Consider the following 16,122-nt stretch of genomic DNA (forward strand, 5'->3'; position numbering starts at 1 on the left):
GCTGTGCGCGGCTCAGCCCGCGGGCTCGGCGTCGGTGCCGCGCTTGGGGTCGCGCGCGGCGGCGAGGGTCTCCGCGGTGGCCCGTTCGACCTCGGCCTCGAGCTCGTCGGCGATCATCAGCTCGTGGCTGAAATTGCCCGTGCGGTAGCCCGCGCGGCCCACCATGTGCGCGGAGATCGGCGCGGTGAGCATCTGGAACAGCACGACGGGGATCAGCAGCAGCAGCGTCGACCAGGTGCGCGACTCCAGCGCGATCGCGATGACCACGAAGATGAGCCCGAGGATCTGCGGCTTGGTCGCGGCGTGCATGCGGCTGAGCGCGTCGGGGAACCGCACCAGGCCGACGCCCGCGGCGACGGAGAGGAGCGCGCCGAGCAGCAGGCTGATCGCGGCGAGGAGGTCGAGGGTGTCGTTGCTCATCGCTCCTGCCTTCCGGTCGCGGCATCCGCCTCGGTGTCTGGTGTTTCGTCGGTGGCCGAGGCGCTGGCGCCGAGCGAGCTGTCGGCTCCGACGGGGATGCCGTCGGGGCGGTCCTGCTTCGAGACGTACCGGGCGACGGCGATCGTGGCGAAGATCGCGGTGCTCGAGAGCACCACCATCAGCGGAATCGTGCGGGTGTGGCCGTTGTAGACCATCTCGGCCCCGACCATGAGCATCAGGGTGGTGAGCAGCACGTCGGAGGCGATCATGCGGTCGAGGATCGACGGCCCACGCACGATGCGGTAGACGGTGAACAGGGCGGCGATCGTGAACAGGGCGCCGATGATCAGGTAGATGATGCTCATGCGGGCAGCCTCTCGAGGTCGTCGCGCGATCCGAGGGCGAGCACGATGCGGCGCTCGATGCGCAGTACCTGGCTGCGGGCGTTCTCGACCGCGTCGGTCGTCGGGGTGTTCAGCACGTGCAGGTAGAGGATCGACTTCTCACGGTCGGCCTCGAGCACGAGCGATCCGGGGATGAGCGACAGCGCGATCGCGGTGAGCGTCATGATCAGGTCGGAGCGCGTGTAGAGCTGCACGCCGATGACCGCGTTGCGCTTGACCGGCCGCGGCGCGAACGCCTGCGCCGCCACCTGGAACGAGGCGGTCACCAGCTGGAAGGAGAAGTTGCCGACGAACACCGCGAAGTGCCACGGGTGGAACCGCCCAGTGAGGTCGACGGGCGGCAGGTAGAAGACCCGCGTGACGAAGACGGCGAGTACGAGGCCGGTGACCAGGTTGAGCCAGGACGGGTTGCCCCAGAGCAGCATCCAGAGGATGACGAGCACGACGATGAGCGGAAGCTGATGCAGCATCCGCTTCTTGGCGGCTTTCTCACTCATCGATACCTCCCGGGAAGACGATGTCGACGTAGAAGGACGGGCCCTCGAGGTTCTCGCCGGCGCGGGCGGCGATCGCGTAGAGCGGGCCGGCGAAGACCGTGAGCGCGAGGCTCACCACCACCATGCCCGCGGTCGCCGCGACCATGAGCTTCGGCGCCGTACGGGTCTTCTGCATGACCGGGGCGTTCGGGGCCTCCGAGACGTTGTGCAGCAGGGTCGAGTCGTAGTCCTTGACCTCGTCGGACGAACGCCAGAACGCCATGTTCCAGACCCGCACCAGCGCGTAGAGGGTGAGCAGCGACACGAGGGCGCCGGCCGCGATCAGCACGTAGGCGAGCGGGGTGCCCTGTGCGGCGCTCGCCTCGAACAGCGCGAGCTTGCCGATGAAGCCGGAGAACGGCGGGATGCCGCCGAGGTTGAGCGCCGGGATGAAGTAGAGCACCGCGATCACGGGCGCGGCCTTGAGCAGTCCGCCGAGCTTGGTGATCGACGTCGAGCCGCCCACCCGCTCGATGAGACCGGCGGCGAGGAACAGGGTCGCCTGCACGACGATGTGGTGCACGATGTAGTAGATCGCGGCCCCGGTGCCCGCCGCTGTGCCGAGCGAGATGCCGAGGATCATGTAGCCGATGTGGCTCACCAGGGTGAATGACAGTATTCGTTTGATGTCGGCCTGCGAGACCGCGCCGAGCACGCCCACCACCATGGTGAGCAGTGCCACCACCATGAGCGGCGTATTGAGTTCCGGACCGGGGAAGATCACCGTCTCGGTGCGGATGATGGCGTAGACGCCGACCTTCGTCAGCAATCCGGCGAACACGGCTGTCACCGGTGCGGGGGCCGTCGGGTACGAATCGGGCAGCCAGAACGACAGCGGGAACACCGCCGCCTTGATGCCGAAGGCGACGAGCAGCATCACGTGCAGGATGACCTGCACGTCCTGCGGGATCTCCGCCATGCGTACCGAGATCTGGGCGATGTTCACGGTGCCGACCGCGCCGTAGATCATCGCGATCGCGGCGAGGAACAGCAGCGACGAGAGCAGACTCACCACGATGTAGGTGACGCCGGCCCGGATGCGCGCCTCGGTGCCGCCGAGGGTGATGAGCACGTAGCTCGACACCAGCAGGATCTCGAAGCCCACGTAGAGGTTGAAGAGGTCGCCGGCGATGAACGCGGTGAAGACGCCCGCCGCCAAGATCAGGTAGGTCGGGTAGTAGATCGAGACCGGGGTCTCGTGGTCGCCGTCGGCGAGACCCTGGCCGACCGAGAAGATGAGGACGGCGAGCAGCACGAGGGCCGACACCACGAGCATCAGGGCGGCGAGCCGGTCGACGATGAGCACGATGCCGAACGGTGCCTGCCAGCCGCCCACCTCGAGGGCGAGCGGGGCCGAGTCGTCGACGACGAACAGCATCACGACGCCGATGGCGAGCACGGCGGTGAGGGTGCCGACGGCGACGATGCGCTGCCCCCGCGGCCGTCGGCCGAGAATGAGAGTGGATGCCGCTCCGAGCAGGGGCAACATCACCACGAGGGGCACGAGGAAGTTCATGTTCATCGACTTGCCCCGAACTCTGAGTCTTCCGTGGTGGATTCGAGGGTCTCGCCGAGCTCGGCGACCTCCTCTTCGCGCAGTGCGACATCGTCGACGTCGTCGTCCACGTCGTCGTCGCGTTCGAGCCGCCACGAGCGGTAGATGAGCGCCATGAGGAACGCCGAGACACCGAAGGTGATGACGATGGCGGTGAGGATGAGGGCCTCGGGCATCGGGTCGGTCATGTCGGCCGCGCTCACGCCGTCTTCGACGATGGGCGCGCTGCCGACCTTGCCGACCATGGTGATGAGCAGCAGGTTGGTGGCGTTGCCGACGAGCAGGAAGCCGAGCAGCACCCGGGTCATGCTCCGCTCGAGCAGCAGGTAGATGCCCGAGGCGTAGAGCACGACCATGATGGCGACGAGGACGAGGGAGATGTTCACGCGGTCACCTTCTCCGGCTCGTCTTTGCTGTCGGCATCGTCTTCTTGCTGGCGGTCGACCTCGGCGCCGAGGCTGCGCAGCACGTCGAGTGTGAGCCCGACCACCACCAGGTAGACGCCGACGTCGAAGATGGTCGAGGTCACGAACTCGACGTGTCCGAAGAGCCAGACCTCGCCCTCGATGAAGCTCGACTGCAGCGCGGCCTGTCCGAAGAAGATCGGCACGAGCGCGGTGCCGACCGCGAGGGTCAGGCCCGCGCCGAGCAGCTTTCCGGCGTCGATGGGTGCCGCGGCTCCCAGTTCGTGCCGGCCGCCGGCGAGGTAGCGGGCGACGAGCGCGAGCCCGGCGACGAGTCCTCCGGCGAATCCGCCGCCGGGGAGGTTGTGCCCGGCGAACAGCAGGTAGATCGAGACGATGAGGATGGGGTGGAAGATGAGCCGCACCACGACCTCGAGCAGGATCGACCGGTTGCCGGCGGCGAGCGTGCGCCCGGCCAGCAGCCACGAGGTACGGGCGTCGTCACCCGACGCCATCGCGGCATCCGCACTTCTTCTCTGAGCCTTGATCTTCTGCTTGGCCTCGCGACGCGGCAGTCGCGGCAGGTTGTCGGTGCGGCCGCTGATGAAGATGAGGCTCGCGACGCCGGTGGCGGCGACGATGATGACGCTGAGCTCGCCCATCGTGTCCCAGCCGCGCAGGTCGACGAGCGCCACGTTGACCACGTTGCGGCCGTGGCCCTGGTTGTAGGCGAGGTCGGGCCACTCGAGCGAGATCGGCAGGGCCGAGCGGGCGCCGAGCGCCACGATCGCCGCGGCGCCCATCACGAGGGCGAAGGCGATCGCGACGGTGGCGCGGACGATGCGGTTGCTCTGCCCGTTGCGCACGCCGAGGCGCGCCGGCAGGCGGCGCAGCACGAGCACGAACGCGACGAGCGTGACGATCTCGACGAGGATCTGGGTGAGGGCGAGGTCGGGCGCCCCCTCGAGTGCGAAGATCCCGGCCATGCCGTAGCCGGTGACGCCGACGAGCACCACGGCCTGGAAGCGCTTGGTGGCGCGGGTCGCTGCGATCGCGGCGACGATCATGATGATGCCGATGGCCGCCTGCGCCGGGAAGTCCCAGAACTTGAGGCCGGTCGGCCAGCTGCGGTTGAGCACGAGCGCGGTGCCGACGGCGAGGATGAAGACCGTGAGGATGACGCCGAGGTAGAACGGCAACGATCCCCGCTGGGTGACGCTCGTGGTGCGGGCAGCGGTGCGGTCGATGACGCGCAGCACGTTCGAGTAGGCGCCGGCCGCCGAGCTCTTCGACGCGTGCGCCTTCTGCAGCGAGCGTCCGCGCCAGAAGAAGACGAGGGCGCCGACGACGAGGGTGCCGGCCGAGATCAGCAGGGCGGGCTCGATGCCGTGCCAGAGGGCGAGATGGTACGTCTCCTCCCCCGTGGCCGGGATGGTGTCGGCGTACCCCTTCAGCATGGTGTCGACGAACGGGGCGGCGATGCCGAGCACGATGCCGCTCAGTGCGAGCAGGGCGGGCGCCAGCACGAAGTCGGCGTGCTCCGTCGTGGGTTTCACGGGCGCGACATCCGGCTTGGTGGAGAACGCTCCCCAGAAGAACCGTGCGCTGTAGGCCACGGTGAGCGCCGAACCGAGCGCGACTCCGACGAGCGCGACCCAGCCGAGCGGGCTGCTGTCGGCACCGGCCTCGAGCAGGGATGTGAAGACGGCCTCTTTGGCGACGAAGCCGAGCGCGGGCGGCAGGCCGACCATCGAGATGAGGGCGAGGGCGGTGACGGTGGCGAGCACGGGCGCCTGTCGGCCGAGGCCGGAGAGCTTGCGCAGGTCGCGGGTGCCCGAGCAGTGGTCGACGATGCCGACCACGAGGAAGAGCGTGCTCTTGTAGAGCGCGTGCGCCAGCAGCAGGGCGAGGCCGGCGAGCGCTGTGTCACGGGTTCCGAAGCCGGCGACCACCATGAGGAAGCCGAGCTGGCTGACCGTGCCGTAGGCGAGCACGAGCTTGAGGTCGTGCTGGCGCAGGGCGGTCCAGGCGCCGAACAGCATGGTGAGCACGCCGAATCCGACGATCACCTCCTGCCATCCGGGGGTGTCGGCGAAGCCGGGTGCGAGGCGGGCGATGAGGTAGATACCGGCCTTCACCATGGCGGCGGCGTGCAGGTACGCGCTCACCGGGGTGGGCGCGGCCATCGCCGCGGGCAGCCAGAAGTGGAACGGCACGATCGCGGACTTCGACATGGCGCCGACGAGAATCAGCATCACCGCCGTGGTGACGAGGGGGCCGGATGGCGCGAGCGCGACGATCTCGGAGAGACGCGAGGTTCCCGTGTCCACCGCGAGCAGCACCAAACCGACGAACATCACCAGTCCGCCGAACGTGGTGACGAGCAGCGCCTGGAGTGCCGCACCCCGGCTGGCCTTTCGGCCGGTGTAGTGCCCGATCAGCAGGTAGGAGAGGACGCTCGTGGCCTCCCAGAAGATGAAGAGGAGGAAGACGTCGTCGGCGACGACGAGCCCGTACATGGCGCCGGCGAAGGCGAGTAGAACGGAGGCGAAGCGGCCGAGGCCCTCCTCGGAGTCGCTGAAGTAGCGGGCGCAGTAGAGCAGCACGAGGGCGCCGACGCCGGTGACGACGAGTGCGAGCACCCAGGAGAGGGTGTCGAGCCGCACGGCGATCGCGAGGTCGAGCTGCGGGACCCAGGGCACAACTTCGACCTGCTGACCGCCGTCGAGCATCGCCGACGACTGGGTGAGCGTGAAGACGAAGGCCGCGGTGGGCACGAGCGCGGCGACGAGGAAAACGAGCCGACCGGTAAAACGGCGCACCAGCGGGAGGATCAGCGCAACGGCTGCGAAGGCGATCAGAATCGCGATCATGGAGGCTCCCAGTGCGTCAGTGCGGCAAGTACACGTCGCTGGAGATTACTCGGGAGGGTTTCCCTGAAGCCGCGTCACCAGTTTACCGGGTGTCAGCTGGGAAGTACGCCGCGTGCGCGGTCGGTGGGTTTCGACAGGCTCAACCCGCTCCAGCGGATTGAGCCAGTCGAAATCCCTACTGCTCGTGAACGTCGCCCTCGCGCAGGTCCGCGAGCAGCGTCAGCGCGCGCGCCACCTGGATCGGGCCCTTGACCCGGTAGTTGGCGAGGGTCGCGCCCTCCCCGGCCTTGAGGCCGAGGTCGTCGGCGTCGAGCGCGGCGAACCCGTCTTCGTCGGTCACGTCGTCGCCGGCGAAGAACACGGCGGTCGCGTGGGTGTACCCGCGCAGGTGCTCGATCGCCTCGCCCTTGGTGGTCGATCGCACGGAGAACTCGAGCACGTTCTTGCCGCCGCGCACCGTGAGGTTGTCGAGTTCGGCGGCGGTCTCGCTACGGGCGACGAGGTGGGCGACTCGGGAGTTGTGCTCGGTGGCGAGGCGCGTGTGCAGCGCGAAGCCGGCGGGCTTCTCTTCTAGCCAGACCTGGTCGATCGAGTCGGCGACCTCGGTGAGCACGTCCTTGAGCAGCTCGACCCGCTCGAGTTCGGCCTCGTCGAGTCCGATGGCGTCGTCGGGGTTGTCGAGACGGATCTCGATGCCGTGCGATCCGATGAGCAACGCGTTGTCGGGCAGCATCGAGACGCGCTCGAGGCTGGCCAGCGAGCGCCCGGAGACGAGCGCGACGCGGGTGTGCGGCATCTTCAGCAGGCGCAGCACGGCGTCGCGGGCCTCGGGAAGCGCGCGGGCGCGCTCGGGGTCGTCGACCTCGGGTGCGAGGGTGCCGTCGAAGTCGAGGGCGACGAGCAGCTGCTTTGTGCGCGTGATCTCGCGCATCGCCCCGATGAGGGGCTCCGGCAGTCGGGAGAACGGGGGTGGGGTGTCGATGTCAACCATTACAGTCCGGTTCCGCGCGGGGCCCGCTCCACCGTCCATTCGAGTTCGTCGAGCGGGTCTGCCGCGGGCGTCGCCGCCTGTACGGACTCGCGGTGGTCGTGCACGGAGGCGAGCGTGGTGAGGAACGACGTCGACCAGCGGGCCACGTCGTACTCGAGCACGCGCTTGCGCATCGACCGCATGCGGGCCGAGCGGTCGCGCTTCGACATCGAGATCGCCTGCAGGATCGTCTCCTTCAGGCCGTCGATGTCGTGCGGGTTGATGCGCAGCGCGCGCTTCAACTCGTCGGAGGCGCCGGCGAACTCGCTCAGCACGAGGATGCCGTCGTCGTCGAAGCGGGCCGCGACGTACTCCTTGGCGACGAGGTTCATACCGTCGCGCAGCGCGGTGACGAGCATGATGTCGGCGGCGAGGTAGAGGGCCGCCATCTCCTCACGCGGGTAGCCGTGGTGGTGGTAGCTGATCGCGGTGTGACTCATCGTGGCGAAGTCGCCGTTGATGCGGCCGACCGTGAGCTCGATCTCGTCGCGCAGGTCCATGTAGGCCTGCACGCGCTCGCGGCTCGGGCTCGCGACCTGCACCAGGGTGACGTCTTCGACCTCGATGCGGCCGTCGGCGAGCAGCTCGCCGAACGCCTTCAGCCGGTGGCCGATGCCCTTGGTGTAGTCGAGACGGTCGACGCCCAGCATGATCGTCTTCGGGTTGCCGAGTCCCTCGCGGATCTCTTTGGCACGCGCCTGGATGTGCGGCTGACGGGCCAGCTCTTCGAACGAGCGGGAGTCGATCGAGATCGGGAACGCTTTGGCGATGACGCGGCGGGGCGGTTGGCCGGGGGTGGCGACTTCGATCGTGGTGGTCTTGGTGCTGGATGTCGTGAGCCGACGCACCGCCCGGGCGAAGTTGCTCGCGTCGGCGACCCGCTGGAAGCCGATGACGTCGGCGCCGAGCAGTCCCTCGATGATGGCCGCGCGCCACGGGAGCTGCGAGTAGATGCCGTAGGGCGGGAACGGGATGTGGTTGAAGAACCCGATGGTCAGGTCGGGGCGCTTGTCGCGCAGCATCTTCGGCACGAGCTGCAGCTGGTAGTCCTGCACCCAGACGACGGCGCCTTCCGCGCTGACGGCGGCCGCGGCATCCGCGAACCGCTGGTTCACTGCCACGTAGCTCTCCCACCACTCGCGGTGGTAGGTGGGCGGCGCGATCACGTCGTGGTACAGCGGCCAGAGGGTGTCGTTGCTGAAGCCCTCGTAGTACTTCTCGATGTCGTCTTCGCTCAGCGGTACCGGCACGATGTGGATGCCGTCGTTGTCGAAGGGGTCGATGGCGAGGTCGGGCTGGCCGCCCCACCCGACCCAGGCGCCGTCGTTGCTGCGCATGATCGGCTCGAGCGCGGTCACGAGACCGCCGGGCGACTGCTTCCAGCTCTCAGTGCCGTCGGGCGCGACGACACGGTCGACGGGCAGTCGGTTGGACACCACGACGAAGTCGTAAAGGGCGTCCGTGCCCGGGGTCTCGGCGGAATTGTTGTCTGTAGTTACTTGGGGGGCGTTCATAAAACGCGTGTGCTCCATTCGGATCGCGCACCAGCACCATCGTCGGCAAGCTGAGGTCAGGATACCAGCCGTGCCCGGGAGACACGGCGGAGTCGGCGAACCTGCTAGGGCGGCGGGCCTAGCATTGCGGAATGGTGACTACCCGGCTGTACCGCGCGGGAAAATTGGTGAAGACCGATTTCCCCGTCGCCGAAATCTCTGACTACTGCGAAGAGAAGGACGCGACGGTGTGGGCCGACTTCACGTCGCCGACCGCCGAGGACCTCGCGGCCATCGAGGAGGAGCTCGGTCTGCACCACCTCGCCGTGGAGGACGCGGTGCACGACCACCAGCGCCCGAAGCTCGACCGCTACGACTCCCACCTGTTCCTCGCCGCCTATGCCGTGCGCCTCGACGAGAAGACCAACGAGCTGCACAAGACCGAGATCAAAGCGTTCATCACGCCGAACGCCGTCGTCACCGTGCACCCCGAGGGCTTCGACCTCTCCCCCGTGCTGCAGCGCTGGGACGCCAACCCCGACCTCGCCGTGAACGGCGCGTCGTTCCTGCTCTGGGGGTTGCTCGACGTGGTCGTCGACGGCCACTTCGACACCGTGCAGCAACTCGACGCCGCGATCGAGGCGCACGAGGACCTGCTGTTCGACGGCAAGAACCACGGCAACGAGATCCAGCGCGACTCGTTCGAGCTGCGCAAGAACCTCGTGCAGCTGCGCCGCGCGGTGCTGCCGATGCGCGAGGTGGTGAACACGCTGATGCGACGCGACAACGGCCTGACCGACCCCGAGATGGTGCCGTACTTCCAGGACGTATACGACCACGTGCTGCGCGCCACCGAGTGGACCGAGTCCCTGCGCGACCTGGTCGCGACGATCGTCGACACCAATCTGAGCATCCAGGGCAACCGGATGAACCTGATCATGAAGAAGGTGACGAGCTGGGCGGCGATCATCGCGGTGCCCACCGCGATCACCGGCTTCTTCGGCCAGAACCTGAGGTTCGTCGGCTTCGCCACGGAGTGGGGGGTCTGGCTGTCGACGGGGCTGATCGCCGCGACATCCGTCACTCTGTATCTGTCGTTTAAGCGACGCGACTGGCTCTAGTCATTCGGTGTTCACGCGCCCCGCATAGCGTGTGGAAATGATCACCGTCGGCATGAGCACCAGCTGCGTCTACCCCCTCGGAGTCGACGACGCCTTCCGGTTGGCGAGATCGGCGGGCTTCGGCGGCATCGAGGTCATGGTCACCAACGACCCGAAGACTCAGGATGCCGCGGGGCTCCTGTCCCTCTCCCGGGAGTACTCGCTCCCGATCCTCTCGGTGCACGCGCCGGTGCTGCTGCGCAGCCAGCTCGTCTGGGGCGGCAAGCCCCGCGCCAAGCTGGAGCGCTCGGCCGCCCTCGCCCGCGCGGTCGGGGCGTCGACCGTCGTCGTGCACCCGCCGTTCTTCTGGCAGGGCGAGTACGCCCGCCGCTTCGTGCCGACCGTGCGTGCGATCGCCGCCGAGTACGGGGTGAGCCTCGCGGTCGAGAACATGTTCCCGTGGAAGGTCGGACCGCTGCGGGTGAGGGGCTACTCCCCCGGTTTCGACCCCTCGGGCGCCGACTTCGACGCGATGACCCTCGATTTCTCGCACGCTTCGCTCTCGGGCCGCGACTCGCTCGACCTCGCTCTCGCCATGGGTTCGCGGCTCAGGCACGTACACCTCTGCGACGGCACCGGGGCGATCGATTCCAGCCGCATCTGGGACGAACACCTGGTGCCCGGCCACGGCCACGAACCGGTCGCCGACGTGCTGCACCACCTGGGCCGGCAGGGCTGGACGGGTGCGGTGATCGCCGAGATCCACATCACCGATGCGAAGACGGATCATGCCCGACTCGAGTCGCTGCGCGAGACCGTGGCCTTCGCGCGGGAACACCTCGGCCGCAGCGCGGGCGGGTCGAGCGCGCCCCGCGGGGGCGGTCCGCGCACCGGGTCGATCCCGCTGGGCCGGCCGGCACCGCGTCGCGCGGCAAGCTGACGCCCTAGCAGCGACCGCGCCCGCCCGCGAATCATCGCGGGCGGCTTGCCACACACCCCGCACCCGGTAGCGTTGCCCCTAGGAAAATAGGAGGATCATGCGCAAGTTCATCTTCAACGGTGCGATCATCAGCTCGATCTTCGGCGGGCTCGGAGTCGTACAGACCACCCGTAAGGGACCGCGCGACTGGCGGCTCATCCTCATGTGGATCAGCTGGGGCGCCTCGCTCGCGATCGCGGTCGGTACCGTCATCGAACAGGCCAACGAGGCCAACGAACTGGAGGGCTAGGACAATGCGCGATTCATTCGGACCGGACCTGTTCGGCGTCGTCCACGTCGTGGGCGCCATCGTCTACGGCCTCGTCGCCCTGCTGGCCTTCGAGGTCGCCGTCGGGCTGATCTTCCTGCTCGTGCGCTTCCTCCTGGTCGGCACCAAGGCCGCCCAGATCTACGTGGCACGCAATGGATCGCTCGCCCCGACCAAGACCGCGGCCTCGCCCGTGACCGACGCCCCGACGGCGAAGACGCCCGACCATACGGCCGACACGATCACCGACCCGGCCGTGCCGACGACGACGCCTGCCGGCACCTCGACCGCCCCGACGGTGGCCGACCCGGTCGCCATCGAGCCGGACGCCCCGACGACGCCCCTGCCGCCCGTGACTCCGCCGATCACGACCGGCACCGCCACCCCCAAGGCACCGCGCAAGACCACCCCGCGCGCGCCGAAGACGCCGCCAGCCGTCTAGCCGCACCGGCCAGCGACACCGAGGTCGACCCGTGCGCAGGGGGACGAATTTGCTCGCGGTGGGCGGCTTCAACCAGGCCGTCATCCTCGATCTGATCCGTCGCGCCCCGCAGGGGCTGAGCCGCGTCGAGATCGCCGGGGCCACCGGCCTCTCGGCGCAGACCGTGTCGAACGTGTCGCGCCGCCTGATCGACAGCGGCATCGTGCTCGAGGCCGGCAAGCTCAACGTCGGCCCCGGTAAACCGCGCACCCTGCTGCAGCTCGAGCCCACCGGGCTGTACTCGATCGGCGTGCACCTCGACCCCACGGTCATCACCTACGTACTGCTCGACCTGGCCGGCGACGTGGTCACCGACCACCGCGCGCCCTTGCCGGCGAATGCCACCCCCGACTCGATCATCCGCGAGATGGCGGAGCGCATCGCCGCGATCCTCGAGGACTCGGTCGTGCCCCACGACCGCGTTCTCGGCGTCGGCATCGCGGCCCCCGGCCCGGTCGACGCGGCCCTCGGTATTCTGCTCGACCCGCCGCTGCTCGACGGCTGGACGCGGGTGCCGCTGCGCGAAGCCCTCGCCGACGCCACCGGCTTCCCCGTCGTGCTCGAGAAGGACGTCGCGGCGGCTGCCGTCGCCGAGATCTGGACGGGCGGCGGCGGCGAGCGCGACAATTTCGCGTTCTTCTACTACGGCACCGGCATCGGCATGGGCCTCGTGATCGACCGCGACGTGCTGCGCGGCTCGAGCAACAACGCGGGCGACATGGGCCACATCCGCGTGGCACCCACCGGTCCGCTCTGCAGCTGCGGCCGGCGCGGGTGCATCGGCGAGCTCGTCGTGCCGCACCGGCTCGTCGCCGAGGCGGTGGAGACCGGCATCATCGCCGAGGGACCGCCCGCGTCATCCGTCGACGACGATTTTTCCCGGTTTTCGGATGTCGCGGCCGACGGCTCGGCGGGGGCGATCGCCATTCTCGACCGCACCGCCGCGCACATCGCGGCCGCCGTCGTCGTGATAACCAACCTGCTCGACGTCGACCGGGTCATCTTCGGCGGGCCGTTCTGGCAACGCGTCTCGGCCCGCGTGCTGCCGACCATCGCCGAGCTGGTGAACGCCGACCCCGCCCTCATCTCGCCGCACCCGATCGAGGTGTCGGACTCGGCGATCGGCGAGGACGTGGCGGCGATCGGGGCCGGGTGCCTCGTGCTCGACCACTTCCTGTCGCCGCGGCCGTCGGCGCTGCTGATCTCGGAGTGAGCGCTCCAGCGGATTGAGCCTGTCGAAATCCCCGTGCAGGGTTTCGAAAGCTCGACCCTCCCTGCTTGCAGAGCTCTTGACACGGTTAGTCCAATCGATTTACATATAGGGCAGGACCGAAGGCCGCGCGCGACGATGCACGCTGCCGTAGAGGGTCGTGGAGCAAAGGAGCACCATGAAGCGCTATATCGGAATCACAGCCGCGGTCGCGGCCACAGCACTCGTCTTATCGGGATGTTCCGGCGGGGACAGCGGTGGCGACAGCAACACCATCAAGGTGGCCTACTCGAAGTTCGGCAATTTCACCCAGATGGACGACCACATGAAGGCCGTGAAGGAGCAGTTCGAGGCGGAGCACGAGGGCATGACCGTCGAACTCGTCCCCATCGAGGCTCTCGAGGCCGACTACTTCACCAAGCTCGCGCTGATGAACCAGTCCGCGGCCACCGCCCCCGACGTGATGTACGAAGACACCTTCAAGGTGAAGTCCGACGCCGAGGCCGGCTACATCATCCCGCTCGACGACTACATCGCCGACTGGGAGGACTGGGAGCAGTTCCCCGAGAACGCGCGCGAAGCCGGAGCCGGCGACGACGGCAAGATCTACGGCATCCCGATGGGCACCGACACCCGGGCCATCTGGTACAACAAGCAGCTGCTCGCCGACGCCGGCGTCACCGTGCCGTGGGAGCCCGAGTCGTGGGCCGACATCATCGACGCCGCCGAGGCGGTCAAGGCGCAGAACCCCGACACGATCCCGTTCAACATCTACTCCGGCAAGGGCCAGAGCGAGGGCGCGTCGATGCAGGGCTTCCAGATGCTGCTCTCCGGCACCGGAGACACCCTCTACAACAGCGACGAGAAGAAATGGGTCACCGGGTCGCAGGGCTTCGTCGACTCGCTGCAGTTCATCACCGACATCTACCAGGGCGACCTCGGCCCCACACCGCAGCAGGCCCTCGACAAGAACGTCGGGACCACGATCAACAGCGAGTGGATCCCGCAGGGCAAGCTCGCGATGAGCCTCGACGGCTCGTGGGTGAGCGGAACCTGGCTCGACACCGGCACGACGCCGTGGCCCGAGTGGAACGACGTCATGGGCGTCGCCGCCATGCCCACCCAGGACGGCGGAGGCGCGGGACGCACCAGCATGTCCGGCGGCTGGACCCTCGCCATGGGCGCGAAGACCGAGAACCCGGATGCCGCGTGGGACTTCATCGCGACGGCTCTCGACAAGGACAACTCGCTTAGCTACGACGTCGCGGCGAGCCAGATCGCCGTGCGCACCGACGTGGGGACGTCGCCCGAATACGTCGAGTCGAACCCCACGTTCGAGTTCTTCTCCTCGCTGGTCGCCGACACCCACTTCCGCCCGGCCACGAGCGACTACGCCAAGATCTCCAACGAGATCACGGTGGCGATGGAAGCCGTGATGACCGGGCAGCAGACACCGGAAGAGGCGGCGAAGGCCTACGACGAGGCCATCACCGGCATCGTCGGCGAGGACAACACGACCGAGACCTCCGACTGATGACCGCGGTTCTCACACCGGCGACCGCGACCGGGGGGCCCGAGACCCCCGGTCGCCGTCCCGGCGAGAAGAAGCGCAAGCGCCTTCTGGCGCTCGCCCACAGCGCGCCGCTGCTGCCGGCCGTGCTGCTGCTCGCGGTGTTCCTGTTCGGCCCGGTGATCTCGTCGCTGTACGGCTCGCTCACCAACGCGTCGATCACGGGGGCCACCGCGGCCAATGCCGAGTTCGTCGGGCTGAAGAACTACTTCGACCTCTTCGGCGACCCGGACTTCCCGAAGTCGGTGCTGCTCACGATCGTCTTTCTCGTCGCGTCCGCCATCATCGGGCAGAACGGCGTCGGCCTCGGCCTCGCCGTGCTCATGCAGTCGGCCAACAAGGTCGTGCGCACCCTGGTGAGCACCATCGTGGTGACCGCGTGGGTGCTGCCCGAGATCGTGGCGTCGTTCGCGGCGTACGCGTTCTTCCACGACGGCGGCACCCTCAACGAGATGCTCGGAGTCTTCGGCGTCGAGGGACCGAACTGGCTGTACACGTTCCCGATGTTCGCGGTGATCCTCGCCAATGTCTGGCGCGGCACGGCGTTCTCGATGCTGGTCTACACGGCGGCCCTCAACGACGTGCCGCCCGAGATCCGCGAGGCCGCCGAGGTCGACGGCGCGAAGGGGTGGCAGCGGTTCGCGTTCATCACCGTGCCGATGATCCGCCGCAGCATCTCGACGAACCTCATGTTGACGACACTGCAGACGCTGTCGGTGTTCGCGCTCATCTTCGTGATGACGGGCGGCGGGCCGGGAACGGACTCCACCACCCTGCCGCTGCTCGCCTACCAGGAGGCGTTCAAGTTCGGCGAGCTGGGCTTCGGCACGGCGATCGCCACCATCCTTCTGGTCGTCGGGGCACTGTTCTCGATCGCCTATATCCGCGCCCTCAGACCGGAGGTCGATTGAGATGACCGCACCCATCAGCATGGCCTCGCCCAACCGGCGCGCGATGAAGGCGCTGTCGAACGGCGTGCTCGTCGTCATCGGCATCGTGTTCCTGCTGCCGTTGGTCTGGCTCGTCCTGGCCTCGGTCGACTCGAGCGCGACCCTCAGTGTGAAGTGGCCGGAGACGTTCACCCTCGGCAACTTCACCGCGATCCTCACCCCTGAGCGGTCGCTCATCCCGCTGCTCAACAGCACGATGTTGTCGGGCGGCTGCGCCATCCTCACCGTCGTCGCGTCCCTGCTGGCGGCCTATCCGCTGTCGAGGTACAAGATGCGGGTGAACAAGCCGTTCCTGTACGGGGTGCTGTTCGGCACCTGTCTGCCGATCACCGCGATGATGGTGCCGGTCTACTCGCTGTTCGTCGCGTTCAACCTCATCGACTCGGTGGGCGGAACGATCCTGTTCCTCGCCGCCACCTCGCTGCCGATGGCGATCTGGATGATGAAGAACTTCATGGACTCGGTGCCGGTGTCGCTCGAGGAGGCCGCCTGGACCGACGGCGCCTCGGCGATGACGACCCTGCGCACCATCGTCGTGCCGCTCATGCGGCCCGGCATCGGCGTGGTGTTCATCTTCGTGTTCATCCAGACCTGGGGCAACTTCTTCATCCCCTTCGTGCTGCTGCTCAGCCCCGACAAGCAGCCGGCCGCCGTGAGCATCTTCTCGTTCTTCGGCCAGTACGGCGCCGTCGCGTACGGGCAGCTGGCGGCGTTCTCGCTGCTCTACGCGGTGCCCGTCCTCGCCCTGTACGTGCTGGTCACCAGGCTCGGCGGCGGATCCTTCGCCCTCGCCGGCGCCGTCAAGGGGTGATGCGCGCCACTACCCCCATCCGACTCGCGCCACCATTC

Annotated in this window: 16 protein-coding genes; 8 read left to right on the forward strand and 8 right to left on the reverse strand. The window is 68.1% G+C overall.

The window, feature by feature from the left end; genetic code table 11:
* Positions 1-12: 12 nt before the first annotated feature.
* The 8 genes from mnhG to HD599_RS12215 all read right to left on the reverse strand — a co-directional run bounded on the left by mnhG (position 13) and on the right by HD599_RS12215 (position 8,754).
* Positions 13-420, reverse strand: a complete 408-nt coding sequence (mnhG, locus tag HD599_RS12180; protein ID WP_184237929.1) for a monovalent cation/H(+) antiporter subunit G — start codon at positions 418-420, stop codon at positions 13-15.
* The gene (locus HD599_RS12185) at positions 417-785 is read right to left on the reverse strand and encodes a monovalent cation/H+ antiporter complex subunit F (protein WP_184237931.1); all 369 of its coding nucleotides are present in this window, start codon (positions 783-785) and stop codon (positions 417-419) included. Before HD599_RS12185 ends, mnhG begins: the two co-directional genes overlap by 4 nt.
* Positions 782-1,321, reverse strand: coding sequence for a Na+/H+ antiporter subunit E (locus HD599_RS12190; RefSeq protein WP_184237933.1), 540 nt, complete (start codon positions 1,319-1,321; stop codon positions 782-784). The genes HD599_RS12185 and HD599_RS12190 overlap by 4 nt, the downstream gene beginning before the upstream one ends.
* A complete protein-coding gene (locus tag HD599_RS12195) occupies positions 1,314-2,876 on the reverse strand; it encodes a Na+/H+ antiporter subunit D (protein WP_184240594.1) in 1,563 nt (520 codons plus the stop codon). The genes HD599_RS12190 and HD599_RS12195 overlap by 8 nt, the downstream gene beginning before the upstream one ends.
* A gap of 2 nt (positions 2,877-2,878) precedes the next feature.
* Positions 2,879-3,301, reverse strand: a complete 423-nt coding sequence (locus HD599_RS12200; RefSeq protein WP_184237935.1) for a Na(+)/H(+) antiporter subunit C — start codon at positions 3,299-3,301, stop codon at positions 2,879-2,881.
* Positions 3,298-6,192 carry a Na+/H+ antiporter subunit A gene (locus HD599_RS12205; RefSeq protein ID WP_184237937.1) on the reverse strand — a complete coding sequence of 965 codons (2,895 nt, stop codon included), beginning with the start codon at positions 6,190-6,192 and terminating at the stop codon, positions 3,298-3,300. The genes HD599_RS12200 and HD599_RS12205 overlap by 4 nt, the downstream gene beginning before the upstream one ends.
* 175 nt (positions 6,193-6,367) lie before the next feature.
* Positions 6,368-7,183: a trehalose-phosphatase gene (otsB, locus tag HD599_RS12210; protein ID WP_184237948.1), complete on the reverse strand. Its 816-nt coding sequence runs from the start codon at positions 7,181-7,183 to the stop codon at positions 6,368-6,370.
* Positions 7,183-8,754, reverse strand: coding sequence for an alpha,alpha-trehalose-phosphate synthase (UDP-forming) (locus tag HD599_RS12215; RefSeq protein WP_246376196.1), 1,572 nt, complete (start codon positions 8,752-8,754; stop codon positions 7,183-7,185). The genes otsB and HD599_RS12215 overlap by 1 nt, the downstream gene beginning before the upstream one ends.
* Positions 8,755-8,867: 113 nt before the next feature.
* Here HD599_RS12215 and HD599_RS12220 point away from each other — a divergent pair, with 113 nt between their 5' ends.
* From HD599_RS12220 to HD599_RS12255, 8 genes are all read left to right on the forward strand, one after another.
* Positions 8,868-9,836 carry a magnesium transporter CorA family protein gene (locus HD599_RS12220; RefSeq protein ID WP_184237950.1) on the forward strand — a complete coding sequence of 323 codons (969 nt, stop codon included), beginning with the start codon at positions 8,868-8,870 and terminating at the stop codon, positions 9,834-9,836.
* Positions 9,837-9,873: 37 nt separating this feature from the next.
* On the forward strand, positions 9,874-10,755 hold the full coding sequence (locus HD599_RS12225; RefSeq protein WP_184237952.1) for a sugar phosphate isomerase/epimerase family protein: 882 nt from the start codon (positions 9,874-9,876) through the stop codon (positions 10,753-10,755).
* A 97-nt stretch (positions 10,756-10,852) separates the two neighbouring features.
* Entirely contained in the window at positions 10,853-11,044 is a 192-nt protein-coding gene (locus HD599_RS12230) for a hypothetical protein (RefSeq protein ID WP_184237954.1), read from the forward strand.
* A 4-nt stretch (positions 11,045-11,048) separates the two neighbouring features.
* Positions 11,049-11,504 carry a hypothetical protein gene (locus HD599_RS12235; protein WP_184237956.1) on the forward strand — a complete coding sequence of 152 codons (456 nt, stop codon included), beginning with the start codon at positions 11,049-11,051 and terminating at the stop codon, positions 11,502-11,504.
* Positions 11,505-11,535: 31 nt separating this feature from the next.
* Entirely contained in the window at positions 11,536-12,756 is a 1,221-nt protein-coding gene (locus tag HD599_RS12240; RefSeq protein WP_343062045.1) for an ROK family transcriptional regulator, read from the forward strand.
* 175 nt (positions 12,757-12,931) lie between these two features.
* Positions 12,932-14,287, forward strand: coding sequence for an extracellular solute-binding protein (locus HD599_RS12245; protein ID WP_184237964.1), 1,356 nt, complete (start codon positions 12,932-12,934; stop codon positions 14,285-14,287).
* Complete coding sequence (locus HD599_RS12250; RefSeq protein WP_184237966.1) at positions 14,287-15,234, forward strand: carbohydrate ABC transporter permease; 948 nt, start codon at positions 14,287-14,289, stop codon at positions 15,232-15,234. Before HD599_RS12245 ends, HD599_RS12250 begins: the two co-directional genes overlap by 1 nt.
* Before the next feature lies 1 nt (position 15,235).
* Positions 15,236-16,084: a carbohydrate ABC transporter permease gene (locus tag HD599_RS12255; RefSeq protein ID WP_246376197.1), complete on the forward strand. Its 849-nt coding sequence runs from the start codon at positions 15,236-15,238 to the stop codon at positions 16,082-16,084.
* Positions 16,085-16,122 lie beyond the last annotated feature (38 nt).

The sequence above is a fragment of the Conyzicola lurida genome (genome assembly GCF_014204935.1).
Lineage (GTDB): Bacteria > Actinomycetota > Actinomycetes > Actinomycetales > Microbacteriaceae > Conyzicola > Conyzicola lurida.